Below are 13,778 nucleotides of genomic sequence, written 5' to 3'. Positions count from 1 at the left end.
TAATATTTAAGCAATCTTCTTAATTAGAATATTTAACCATTTTTCTTCACGATCTGGTCGCTGATCTATAGTAATCCAATGCTTAATTAATTCAATTTGATGAAATTGATTTAATAATTCTTTGGCCTGCTCTTCATTTAAGTCTGTGAACTTTCGACCATCTTTTTCGCGGTCTTTGTCTCCATATTTAAATGACATATACAAAATCCCATTCACCTTAAGAGCATTCAGAATACTTTGCATAACATCAGTCAAACGATCACGTTCACAATGCAATAAAGATGCACATGCCCAAATTCCGTCGTATACACTATGATCATTCAAATCATAAAAACTTTGATATCTTACAGGAATCCCAGTGAGCGCCGTGGCTTTTTCAACCAAAGCTTTAGAATAGTCTAACGCTTCAACCTGATAGCCTTTATTCTTGAACGCTAATGTATCCCGTCCTGATCCACACCCCAAATCAAGAATATGGCCTCCATTCGGTAGAAGTACTAGAAATGCCTGATATAAGCTTTCCATATTTACATTTAGCGTTGTTTGAACAAACTGCTCTGAGTTTTGGTCATAGTAGCCCACATTCCCCATTATTGAATTCCTAAAAATAAAATTGATCACTAGCCAACTTGTACGCACATGATTAGATAAATTTCAAATCTTAGATTGCGACAAAATGTCGCTGTATTATCTGAAAGTTTATAATGTGTAAGATGAAAAAATTAGAACTGATTTTAATTTTCCCAAAATAAAGATGGTTAAAAAATAATCGAAACCACTTGTTTAACAGTCCTTTTTAAACAAATCCATATAAAAACTTAAAATTCTGTTTATTTTTTATACATCTCTACCGTTACACTATAAAATTAACAAAATTTACGTGCGTTACACTATAGAAAGCGCTGCGTTACACTATAAAATTTTAGGCGTTACACTATAAAAATGGGTTTATTTCATGTGCGTTACACTATAAAAATTGGTGCATTACACTATTTTCGACGATCCGTTACACTATAAAAAATAGTGCATTACACTATTTTCGACGATTCATTACACTATAAAAATAGTCGTATCTTGTTTAATTTTTAATTTATTTTTTGGCTTAGATTGACACAAAATGGCAGAGATTTGACTCAAAAATGCCGCCTATCTACCACTAAAAGGAAGTTATTGGCAGCGATTGGCTATTTTTGTCTTTTGAATAGCACACAAGTGTTTAAGAATGGCTAATTCATGAAGATTTTTGGCATTTATTGGCATTAAAAATATAGTTATTACCAAAAAACAAAACCCTATTGTCTATGGATGGCATGGATTCGAAAGTAAATGTATTTTAATTTTCAGAAATCGAATTCTCAACATGGAAATAATAATTAAATAAATTATTATTCTGAAAATATCTATCCAATTATCTCTTGAATCTAGAACAAGAATTCACAGAATGAAGTAGTAAAAAATTAAACTCCATTCTCTCAGAAGAAGAAAATATTGCATTTCTATATTCTTTGATTCATAGCACTTTCGCTATGAACACGAGGGATTCTTCTCATGCACATTCAATATAATCGCCCACCGTCATCTCACCCTGGCCCTGGTGGTAACTGGCCAAGCACAACAGGTCGCCCATCAGGTGGTGGCCGTGGTAATGCCAAGTAATTATTAAGGGGAGCAATCCCCTTAATCTAGGATTACCGATGAAAAAGTACAGTAATGACAAAGAGCTGAACAAGTTTATTCGGCAACTTATTAAGGATGGTATCGCATCTTTTAGACCTGGCAAAAAACATGATTTTTTGCTTGTAAATCAAATACAGAAGATTACGATTCCAGGTACACCTAGTGACCGAAAAGCCTATTTAAACTTTAAGACAGATATACGCAGAGCTTTACAATGCCAAAGAATACCTTTCCAACAACTATAGAAATTGTTCGTGATTTATTTAGTCACATGGATACTAAGAGCCAACTCTCAGAGACAGACTCTAAACACTTAGATGGTTCATCAAACAAACTATTCACTTCACACTATGATATAGACTTATTTTTGGATCAGTTGTGCCCAAAAGAGTTTTCAGATCGTACAAATTTGCAATTTATAACGTTGCTTAAGCGCAATGTGTTAGAGCGTTATAATGCAATGCTATTACATGCTCGCTTAACTGCCTTGATGAATGTTGATTCTATCCGAACTTCACTATGGTCGAATTACTTAGTTCCATCTCTTCATCAACTCATAAGCTTTTGCATTATACAAATGGACATTACTAAGCACTGGAAAGGCGAAAATTTTATTCAAGAAAGCTTGAGTTATCTAAAAAATAATGATGAAAACTTTGCTAATTTTTGGAAAAGTGATGATTTAGATCCTGATGAGAAAAATTACATCAGCAAATTTGGTCGCCCAGATGCATTACCTACGCCGTCGACCTTAAAACGCCTATTTTTGACCAATACGGAATCATCGCAGACGCATTATGAATTGTTGTGTTTTGCACGCTTGCTACAAGCCTTAAAAATTAAATATGGGTTCTCATTGCAACATGGAAACTTTATCCAGTTTTTGGCCGAACAACACAACCAAAAATTGAAGTCTCATCGTATTTCGCAACATGATACCCAAGCTCTTACATTTAGAGTGATGGCTATTGCCAATGCACAAACGCATTTTCCTTTTTTAATGGAAATCCCTCTTTCATATCAAAAACTAACTCAAGTATTTTTTGATAAAACGCATGTTAAACGTATTGATCAAACCGATGCCCGTTTAGCATCAATTGTCTATAGCTCAACAGGTGAGACAACTTTTCAACTCAATACATTGATGATAAACCAAATCGATAAATACCTTACTGAGCACCAAGAAGTCGGTCATCTTCTTCCATATATTCATTGGGCTAAAGCAATTAATTTGGTATATCAATATCAATTTAAGGAAGCACTAGCTGAATATGAACTATGCCTAGATGGTTTGTTATATCGTGATATGCGTTATTTAGAAGTACTGCTGAATGAGATACTTTGTATTGCTTCACTTGTGGAGAGCCAAAATAAACTCATTGGAAAGATCTCAAATTTAGCGATCCAATTTGACCTTAAAGTTGGAATATTTAATCCAATCGAACGCCCTGACCGCTTTAAAACCGACTTTGTTTTTGAAGAATGGGAAAAAGAAGCAACCCTAGTTGGATTCTTTAAATATTTTACTGCCGAGACTTTTAGCGACAAAGGTACCGAAATTAAGAAATTAATTCCTAAAATCGGCAACCTTACAGTTCCCATGGATATTAGCCCTGACTTTAAAAAAGTGAATGCAAGCATTTACATTGATATTGAACAAAGACGTAAATGGCCTCAACTTCACTACTTTGTCGCTATCGGAGATTTTTCTACGGCTAGAAAGCTCATTGAAGCTGGTGCAAACATAAATGCATTAACTTCAAATAAAGAAAGTATTGTACTTTTGGCATTGAACCACATTGCCGCTAAATCCGATGAAACGTACGCATTCATCCAATATGTATTCGAATGTGGTTTTGATAAAGAACTTTTAAATGAGCGTACAGCGAAAAAGCAGACTTGCCCTTTAAACCACGCTATTGAGGAAAATCTACCAAAACTTGCAAAATTGTTATTAGAGAATGAGGCTAATCCTAATGTTACAGGTCTCTATGGTATTTCCATACTTTACCAGAATTTAGGTGTGATCGGCATATTGAATGGTCATAAAGTTGAGCAAGCAAATGATAAATATCTTGCAGATTCGATTAGACGTCATTCTAACGGTGGTAGCGATATTGAAAGTTATAAGCAACTCCAGAGCCTACCAAGCCATGAGCCTAGAAAGGTATTATTTGAAGAGGTGAAAAAAATCTCTCTTGGAGACAAAAAAGTTTGCGATGCCTACGAGATTTTCGAGTTACTTTTACAATATGGTGCCGATCCAAATCAAAATACAGCTCAGTATCCAATAAAAGGCTATACACCCTTCATGCTAGCTGTTGAAAAAGATAATGCTTATGCTGTCGATCTTATGCTCAAGCATGGGGCTCAATTGGAACAAAGCTATGTAAAAGCAGATGAAGGACGTCGTGTGTTTTTACAGGAAATAGCTGAGTATTCTAAAGCTAATCAAGTTAAAACATTAATTGGAATTTGTTAAAATAAGTCTCCCCCCTTTAGCTTAAACTTAAGGGGGCATTTAGTAAAAAAACTACCATTTTTTACTATCCTTATAAAACATTCTCACATCACACAATCAACTAATTAAAGTTTACTTTTTCAATTTATTGATCTCTCTACTAAAAGTTGATCCAGGTAATCTTAGAAAATGATCAACCTGAAAATACATATCCTCTAACCATTTTAAATTTTCATCTGGTTTGTCATGTCTATATTTCCTAACCATAGTTTGAAAAATTTGCTGTGCTAAGCGTTCATTTTTATTTTTATCTAAATTTTCCATAGTTTTTAAGACTATTTCTAAATAATAAGTTTTTTGGCGTGTATCTATATTATTAGATTGAAGGATTTTTCTTGTTAAACAACCTAAACAATAACTTGCCTCTTCTACTGCTAATATACTCTTATCGCTATCATATAAATAATTTGAAGCAATAACCCAATCAGAACAATTAGACACTATATTGTAGACTAGGTAATCAAATTTTAATGGGAACTCTTGCCAAACTTCTGAATTTTGACTTCTGTCAATATTTAGCAAAATCTCGTCAAGAAAATACTCATAATACATCAACCACATGTGATCATCTATTTTTTTGTATATAGCACTTTTAACCATTACATCAAAAAATTGCAACCCTACAAAGATTGGACATTCCCATGGCTCATTTGTGTAACTGAAAGATTCACAATAATTATTATAAAAATTATCTTTCCCTTTTTGGTCTTTTATAAAAGCACATATATAATCTCCTATAGGTTTCCAAATATTAGCTTTTACAGCATTTTTAGGATTAGAGAAATAATAATCCAATATAACATTTTCTGGCTCTATACGGTAACCAGTTGAATACATGAAATGTTGATTATCCTTGAGCTCTCGATATAGTTGACTATTTTTTTTAGCGATAAGATTCTTAAAAAAGTTATCTGTAAACTCATCGATGCGCAACAAAATTGGGCTAGAAGTTAATTTAAGTGGAATTTGAGGATGTATTTCTACTAAATAAATCATGAATCCTGATGATTTAACTATTTTCTCGATCGATTTATAAACTATAGGTTTATAGCCAATTTCTCTAGGTAGAACCGACAAGACCTTTTTTAATAAGTAATATTTTATTTTACGACACTTTCCAATTTTAATTGGAGGAAATTTAAACATCTCATCAATACTTGGCATTGATTTTTCTTGAATATAGTTATAAAAATTTTCGTATATTGTTACCTTATTAATAATCTTGATAAATTGGTCTAAATATTTTTCAATCAAATAGCTTAAGATATGATATTTTCTTTCTCTCAATAAACGAGACGACAATTCACTCCATTTTCTATATTGGCTTTTAGGCAATCTTTTTCCAAAAAGTTTATAACTAAAACTTACTATCATTAAAATAACAAATGTTAATACAGTAGTTTTCTCATCAAAACCCCATAAATATGTAAACGGTTTAAATCCAAAAACAGTAATTATAATGCTTGAGTAGATTAAAACTAACGCCATTAAAATTAAAAACAAAAAATATAACCAAAAAAAAAATAGAGGCTCTAATAAAAAAATCTTGTCTTTTTTCTTCAGACATCAATGTAATTATCGCCACAAAAATCCCTAATACTGTAAATAATCCACTAGCATCCATATTTAAAATCTTAAAATTAAATCAATAAACTTAAAAAAATTAATTTGCATATAAAATGATTCAGAACCAGCCCAAATTATATGATTTTTAGGTCAACTTCATATTCGTAATCAATATAATTAACTCACCCACTTATCATCATTCATAGCTAAATTTTTAACTAGCTCAAAAACTGTTGAAACTTTTTCCTGAAATTGTGTCACGTCATAACTTACAGGCAGGTCTTTATCCAATACTTTTTCAATTTCATCTTTCACTAATGCTTGGGTCTGCCCATCTTTCCACCAGTCTTGAACCAAAACTTTAGGTGTTGTATTCAAAAGTGCTGTAATCAAATCTCTCGCTGCTAACTTGACCTGCTGTTGCTCATCTTTGGTGAGTTTGTCTTTTAAAAGTAGATCATAAATTTCCAATTCATCTTCAGTCAGACCTTCTCTGATATGACGCTGGTCTTCTTCCTGCAATCCTTTTGTGAACTTTTGAATTTCTTCAAACAGTTGTTCAGTCGCCGTAGCACCAGAGTTATAACGATCTATCATTTGCTGATAACGTTCAGCAAAATTAATACGTCCACCATTTTGCTTCAGCATTTGAATGATTTTCTTTTCAAGGAATGCTCGCATATCTGCGATAGCAATGTTCTTGTGCTTGGTTTCTTTAAACTGTTCTTTCAGCTTGTCAAAATCAACCGTGCTTAAATCCCATTTTTGACCATGGATCAAACTATAGCTTTGCTTAAAATCCTTAACGGACTTCGCTGTCTTTTCATCAACAATAACACTTTGATCTAGTAGCTCTACAACTGCTACACCTGCCTTTTCCAAATCCTGCTGTTGAATGGTAGCTTCAATAAATCCATGTAAAAATTGAATCACAGAGACTATCGGACGTGGCTGAGCTAAGATATTCGGCTTACATGCCTCATATAAGGCAGCAACCGTATTAAAATGAACATTGAAGGTTTTTCGATATTCATCTTTTTCTAGTAACCGATCAGCATATTCGCCAAATAACGCATTCTCTTTAAATATCCCGCCATTCTCATCACGAGTTTCTAAAATTTTATTGAGATCAATATCTTTAGACTCACAATATTCTAAGGTCTTCGTAATTGCTTCATCTAGCATTTGGAAAAGTACGGTTTTATCTTGAACAGGAGCATCCGTTTCCCCATCCTCACCAGTACCTTGACCATAATCTTTTAAAGCAGTTTTTAGATTTCTAAAGACATTATAGTAATCAATGACTTCACCATTTCTCTTTTCTACAAGTTCACCTTCAGTATTCTGAATGCGATATGCAGTGACTCGGTTCGCACGAGCAATGGTCTGCATCAAGGTATGACCTTTCATTGGCTTATCTAAGTACAGCGTAGAAACCGTTGGTGCATCAAAACCAGTCAGCCACATTGCACAAACAAAGACAAGTTGTAGCGGATGTGCAGGATCTTTAAAGTTATCCTCAATATCCGCACCATTCGTATCAACTTTGTTTAGACGGTCAATATGTGTCTGAATATCTAGACCTTGTTTATCAAAACGTTCTTTTTCTGCACTCGGATCACTAATGACCACCGCCATTTGCACCGTCTTCATATACTTTTGGCGTTGCTTTAAACGATATTTTTCAACATCATTTTTAGAGTTATGGATACGTGTTTGTAATTGTTTAAGCTCTTCTTTCCAAAGTCTTGAAACCTTGTCATACATACGCACAGCGGTAAATTGATCTACGGCGACCATCATACCCTTACCCAAATATCCACGGCGTGGGAAATGGTAGACAATATCTTGCGCAATACGCTCTAAACGGTCGTCTCTTTTAATCACTTCAAGTTCAGTTGAGAACTTACGCTCAAGCTTTTCTTTTTGAGCTTCATTTAACTCTTCATCTTCTAAGATTTCAGCAAGCTCTTCATTCAGATCATCATTTTGAAGTAATACTTCTGGAACTCGTTTTTCATAGAAAAGTGGAAGTGTTGCTTTATCTTCAATAGCTTGTTGGAAGGTATATTCTGAAACATACTCACCAAACCATTGCTTGGTTTTTTTCTGTTTAAGGATCGGTGTACCTGTGAAAGCTAGGAAATGTGCGCCGTCTAAACCTTTACGCATATTCTCAGCAAGAGATTCATATTGGGTACGATGTGCCTCATCGACAATAACAATGACTTCACGCTCAGCAGGATTGAATAGCTGTGGATACTCTTGACCTTTCTCGTATCTGAACTTTTGAATAAGGGTAAATACGATTTTGGTATTTTGGCTGAGTAAGGTGCGAAGATGAGTACTGTTTTTTGGTTGTGCGGCTTCTTTTTCTAGAACTGCTTTAGTCTGGATAAAGTTTTTATAAATCTGTGAATCCAAATCTTCACGATCCGTAATCACCACAAAGCTAAAATTACCTGTGACTTTACGATAAATTTTTCTGACATAAAAAATCATCGAGAAACTTTTACCAGAGCCTTGAGTATGCCAAAACACACCCAGACGACCTTGTAGCTCATCACGCTTCAGGAAGTTTTTAAAGGCATGATTCACCCCTAAGAATTGATGGTTCTGAGCGATAATTTTATGTTTTTCATTTTGGAATAAGATAAAGTTTTCAATATAGTCTAATAATCTTTCAGGACGGCAAAGACCACGTAACAAGTACTCAATACTTGTGCCTTGTTCCTCAATTTCTTCTTTATTGACCTTTTCTTTTTCATGGTCTACACGTAACCAATTAAAGAAATGCTCCCACTCGGCGGTAAAACTTCCGAGCTTGGTATCTGTGGCATTGGATAGGACACAAAAAGCATTGGTTAAGAATAGTTGTGGGATATCATTTTTATAATTTTTTAAATTGTCATCAAAGGCATTCTTAAGCTTTACATTAGAGTTTTTCAGCTCAATAAATACCAGTGGTAAACCATTGACATAGAGAATGAGATCAGGACGGCGATAAGCACAATGTGGCGTGCGTCCTGTCGATTGAATCCATAACTGAGACACCACCAAAAAATCGTTATTTTCAGGGTTTTCAAAATCAATCAGTTTTAATGGGACATTTTCATATTTCTCGCCGTTGGCATCTTCGTAAGTAATGGATGCACCATCACGAATCGCTGTATATAGTTCCATATTGGCTTTAATTGCCGACATTGAACCACGGCGATCCATCAATCTAGAGACAGCTGTTTCAATAACATCTAAAGGGACTTGAGGATTCAATTGCACGCATTTAGCAATCACACGATCTTTTAAGATGACATCTTTTTTGTCTGTACGACCTGAACCATCATTTAAGTCACTTGAATCTGTGGTATAGCAATTGAGATGCTGATAATCAAATTCTGTGCTTAAAATCTTGATGGCTTCTTGTTCAATGTCATCTTCACTGATGAAGTTACGTGTTACTTTTGCCACAATTTATCCCCTATATCCCTCTAAATATGTCTATTTTTTATAACTTACTGTTCTTGCATTGATGGTGGAAACTGAATATCTAAGTTTTCCACTGATAATTTTCCTGAAATTAACCGAGGCAATAATGCCGTTTTAGTTTGTTCAAGCCACTTGATTTGTTGCTGTAAGTTTTTAATTAGCAAGTATTGACTGTCATAAATTTCATTGAACTTTGAAATAATTAAATTATCAGGAATGCAAACTAGCATACGATTAATATAATCCTTATTTGCATGAGGAATAGCTGATCCTGTGTTATTCGATACAATTGAAGTTTTCATAGCTTTTAAGTACTCAAAAACATAGTTTTTGAACTTATTATTCACTTCAATGATTGATAGTGTTGAACCAACTATACCCATATTATTGGCCCTAAATACTAATCCAGATCTTGAGCCGTCCATAAGCATTAATAAATCACCAATACTACATTCAACGCTATTTTTTTGCTTTCTTGCATAACTTGTTCCTTCACCCGTTAATGATTCCATATTGATGTACATCACAGCATCATCAGGTGAATTTAGTATTTCTTCAGGATTTTTTCCTTTTTTGAATTTACAGAACGAATCAAACCTTACATTTTTCCAACCTACTGGGAGACCTTTTTCAAACTCTGTATTTTCCCAATTTGGAAAACGAAAACGTACAAACCATTCTTTATATAGCTCTTCAGCCATATTTTCTAAAATTTGGATACGCTTTTTATTGTTTTCGATGAGATCAAAATATGCCTTTAAAACAGCAATCACTTTTTTCTGATCAGCTATTTTTTCAGGATATCTAATAGGAATTCTTTTTAAAATTTCTGTATTTAGATTTGGCATGGTTGCGCCAATTGCCTGATTTTGAATATATGAAATAACATCAGGCATTTTTAAATATAGATGTAAATATTCTGGGTCAATAGGTGATTTTTTCCCAACAGTTACCCTTAAACAACCTGTTCCACATAACCAACCTTCTTCTTTTGAGGTAATTAAAGCTTGGCGTCCAATATCACCTCGACGACCATAAACAATATCACCGATAGCCAATTGATGACGTTCTAATCTCATTACATGATCTTCAGACACACGAGCAATTTTGGCTTCACTAATTTTCCCATCAATGATGTCTGCTGGCATAACAACAGGTGTACCTTCTTCAGAGTAATCAGCCTGATGTAGCTGTGAACCAAAAGGACCAGTTTGAATCTTTCCCTTGCCTAACTCACACAACTGACCTAATGTTTTCTCAATAAACATCTATCAAGCTCCTAAAATCACATTCAAATTATTAAAAATAACTTGCTCAATAGATTTAGCTTCTTCTGTCAGATTTTTGAATTCAGTATTAAGCTCATCAAGTTGGCTAAGAAATTCATCTTCGCTTAAACCATCTTCTTCAATCACCACACCTACATAACGCCCTGCATTTAAAGAGTAATCCTGCTCTTTTACTTCATCAGGCGTTGCTAGCTTACAAAGACCCGTCACATCTTCATATTCAGCGTCTGGGAAACGCTCTTGTAACCATGAAATATGATTAAAGAAATACTCAGCTTCACCACGGTCAGCTTTAATATCCGCAAGTAAAGCTTTCACTTCTTTAATATCTGCTGATAAAGCATTTAAAGCTTTAAGCTTCGTATCCTTCACTTTAAACAGATCTTTATTGTCATTTTCCTTAGCTTCAACAATTTCAGCACGAGTCTGTTTCACTAACTCATTGTGTACTTTCTCTTTTTCACGAATCGCTTTATCTAAAACTTTGGCTTCATCAGCAATGGCTTTAAAAAACGGCGTAAAACTTGCTCTTAATGTTTTTTGAGCTTCATTCAGTTGGACCACTAAATCTTTTGTGACCACTTGAGGGAAGTCTTTCACATAAGCATCAAAACTTTCTTTAAGTGGTTTAAGTGCATGCCAATGTGTATTTAGCGTATCAACACTTTGAACAATCGCTACATCATCTTTTAAAGCATCTTTGAGCCTCTTAAAGCTAGGCTCAACATGGGGAACAGTAGCTTCAAGCTTCGCCATACCTTGTCTAAAGTAATCATCCACCAAACTAATATATTCATGATTACGCCCCTTATGTAGCTTACTAATCATGGCAATATTCAGAATCTGTTCATCGGTAAAATCACGATGGGCACGGTCAATCTGTCTAAAGATATTTCGAGCATCAATAAACAAAATCTTGTCGTCTTTTTTATTTTTATCGAAGAACCATAAGGTTGCAGGTAACGTTACGGTATAGAACATATTTGAAGGCAAAGTCAGCATGCCATAAATCAAATTATTCTCGATCAATGTCTGACGTATATCAGCTTCTGAATTACGTGCATCTGAAGCAGAGTTAGGCATCACTAACGCTGCACGACCACTATTAGATAGCTTCGCTTGCTCTGCATTCTTCAAAGACGTGGCAAATAAATTAATCCAAAGGTAATTGGCATTAGGCACTGTTTCAGCCTTGGCATTATCATCTGCTTTTTTAGTTTTGGTTTTGTTACGTGGTAAACCATAGCTATTAAAACGAGGATCGTTTTCAACTGTCGCAAGTGCTACATCATCCACATTAAATGGTGGGTTTGCCATGATGTAGTCAAACTTTTCAAAGCCCTTAAATGGATCTTCTGCATAAGAGTTTGCTTGGCGAATATCACCTTTAAGGCCATTTACGAACAAGTTCATTTTGGCAAGTTTGCCAGTATCAAGCGTCTTTTCTTGACCGTAGACAAATAAGCTATTGTTTGTCTCAGCTTCACCAAGCTTCTTGCTTAATTCTTTACGACGTTCTACAAACTGTAAAGACTGAACGAACATACCACCTGAACCACAGGCAGGATCATATACAGAACCATTATATGGTTCGATCATTTCAACCATCAATCGCACAACTGAAGTTGGTGTAAAGAATTCACCACCTTTTTGACCTTCAGACAAGGCAAACTTACCGAGGAAGTATTCATAAATCTTACCGAATACATCACCTGAAGCATCAGAAGGAATATTTGAAAAACTACGGACTAAACCTTTTAACGCCTGTTTACTTTGAGGTAGACGGTTAAATGCCTGATAGTCATTTTTAGGCAAAACATCTTTAAAATCTTCTTGACCTTGATGATCTTCAATTGCCTGCATCGCTTCTTTGATTCTTGATGCTAAATCTTCACTTTCAGGAAGTTCGAGTAAGTAGTTATAACGGGCATTATCAGGTAGATAGAAACCACAATGTTTAATGGCTATTTCAGCCAGAGGCTTTTCACGGCGTGTCCCTTTAAGTTCATTAAACTCTTTTAAAATCGCTTCTTCAGCTGCGCCGTATTTGTTATCAGCGAACTTTAAAAAAATTAGACCAAGTACAGGGGTGGAGTATTCATTCGGTTTTAAGTCTGTATTTGCACGTAGACTATCGGCAGCTGACCAAAGTTGATCTTCTAACTGTTTTAACTCATTAAGGTTCATAGTTTTTCCAAATCAATTTATATATCTGATCTACTCAAAAAGTTGAGCAATTATTTTTTGAAATTATGTCTTTTGCAAAGACAAGATGAATTTCTGAATCATCTCTCTTTCAGACTCTGGTAAACCTTGGATTGATTTTGAAATTGGGTCAGTACCCAAATCTGAATATTGATCTGTACGACCAAGCAAATAGTCGGCAGAAACATTCAAAACAACCACAAGCTTGTAAAAATTCTCTAAAGATGGCTTTCGAGAGCCAGCTTCGATATGTGAAATAGATGTTGAAGGAATACCTGTTTTTTCAGAAATATCCTGCTGCGTCATTTTTCTTTGTGTTCTTATTTCTTTAAGCCGTGCACAAAACAGCTCAGAATCCATCTCAATCAACATAAAACACCATAAATAGACAATAAATACTTGACTACATAGACAAGTTTTCATATATATACATGACAGCATTTTATTGTCTATTTCGACAAAAAGACATCATCAAAAGAAATTAAAAGAGGAAATTTAATATGAAGAATAGTGTATGTGCATGAGTGTCTTATCTCGACAATAAAACACTCATGCGTTTCATATCAAAGCACTGACATGAAAGATGTAAAATTTCGACGTTTTACCTTTGCATTCTTTCATAACCGACCATTGAAGTAAATTCACTTTAGGAGTCTCTTATGAGCAGCTCACCGAGCCACCTCCCTGTTTCTATTCATCCAGCAATTCGAAATTTAAATGTACGTCAAATTTCTAAAATGATTGCAACAAAAATTATTGAAACTACGGCGTTACAGCTTCAATTTAATCCGAGATTTTGTAGTCAGCTAGACGTAGTTCAACATCTTAATACTTATGAAGCGGTTGCATACTTCATGGATAATCAATATTTTGAAAAATATGGATTTAATAGATGCACTCTCGTTAGCTTCCATAAAATCTATGAAGAGCTTTGGGTTGAATTTAGTTGCAGAGTGAACTATCAAACATCTATTTGAGCAAGTTGAGCAACATGAACAAATTAAATATAACCTAATGATTTATATAATATTTCA

At 34.5% G+C, this 13,778-nt stretch carries 8 protein-coding genes; 2 read left to right on the top strand and 6 right to left on the bottom strand.

The window, feature by feature from the left end; all coding sequences use genetic code 11:
- Window positions 1-6: 6 nt before the first annotated feature.
- Window positions 7-591 carry a bifunctional 2-polyprenyl-6-hydroxyphenol methylase/3-demethylubiquinol 3-O-methyltransferase UbiG gene (locus tag FTU40_RS10940; protein WP_168416350.1) on the bottom strand — a complete coding sequence of 195 codons (585 nt, stop codon included), beginning with the start codon at window positions 589-591 and terminating at the stop codon, window positions 7-9.
- Window positions 592-1,891: 1,300 nt separating this feature from the next.
- On the opposite strand from FTU40_RS10940, the gene FTU40_RS10935 reads away from it, so the two are divergent.
- Window positions 1,892-4,159, top strand: coding sequence for an ankyrin repeat domain-containing protein (locus FTU40_RS10935; protein ID WP_180040849.1), 2,268 nt, complete (start codon window positions 1,892-1,894; stop codon window positions 4,157-4,159).
- 111 nt (window positions 4,160-4,270) lie between these two features.
- Here FTU40_RS10935 and FTU40_RS10930 read toward each other — a convergent pair whose 3' ends face one another.
- The 5 genes from FTU40_RS10930 to FTU40_RS10910 all read right to left on the bottom strand — a co-directional run bounded on the left by FTU40_RS10930 (window position 4,271) and on the right by FTU40_RS10910 (window position 13,116).
- Window positions 4,271-5,686 carry a hypothetical protein gene (locus FTU40_RS10930; RefSeq protein WP_257223538.1) on the bottom strand — a complete coding sequence of 472 codons (1,416 nt, stop codon included), beginning with the start codon at window positions 5,684-5,686 and terminating at the stop codon, window positions 4,271-4,273.
- Window positions 5,687-5,941: 255 nt separating this feature from the next.
- Window positions 5,942-9,232 carry a type I restriction endonuclease subunit R gene (locus tag FTU40_RS10925; RefSeq protein ID WP_180040847.1) on the bottom strand — a complete coding sequence of 1,097 codons (3,291 nt, stop codon included), beginning with the start codon at window positions 9,230-9,232 and terminating at the stop codon, window positions 5,942-5,944.
- Window positions 9,233-9,276: 44 nt separating this feature from the next.
- Window positions 9,277-10,518, bottom strand: a complete 1,242-nt coding sequence (locus FTU40_RS10920; protein WP_180040845.1) for a restriction endonuclease subunit S — start codon at window positions 10,516-10,518, stop codon at window positions 9,277-9,279.
- Between the two features lie 3 nt (window positions 10,519-10,521).
- Complete coding sequence (locus FTU40_RS10915) at window positions 10,522-12,726, bottom strand: class I SAM-dependent DNA methyltransferase (RefSeq protein WP_180040843.1); 2,205 nt, start codon at window positions 12,724-12,726, stop codon at window positions 10,522-10,524.
- 63 nt (window positions 12,727-12,789) lie between these two features.
- Complete coding sequence (locus FTU40_RS10910) at window positions 12,790-13,116, bottom strand: helix-turn-helix domain-containing protein (protein WP_180040841.1); 327 nt, start codon at window positions 13,114-13,116, stop codon at window positions 12,790-12,792.
- A gap of 287 nt (window positions 13,117-13,403) precedes the next feature.
- On the opposite strand from FTU40_RS10910, the gene FTU40_RS10905 reads away from it, so the two are divergent.
- Window positions 13,404-13,721 carry a hypothetical protein gene (locus FTU40_RS10905; protein WP_180040839.1) on the top strand — a complete coding sequence of 106 codons (318 nt, stop codon included), beginning with the start codon at window positions 13,404-13,406 and terminating at the stop codon, window positions 13,719-13,721.
- Window positions 13,722-13,778 lie beyond the last annotated feature (57 nt).

The sequence above is a fragment of the Acinetobacter sp. YH12100 genome (genome assembly GCF_013419135.1).
GTDB lineage: Bacteria > Pseudomonadota > Gammaproteobacteria > Pseudomonadales > Moraxellaceae > Acinetobacter > Acinetobacter pseudolwoffii.
This window is presented reverse-complemented; position numbering and strand designations above follow the sequence as displayed.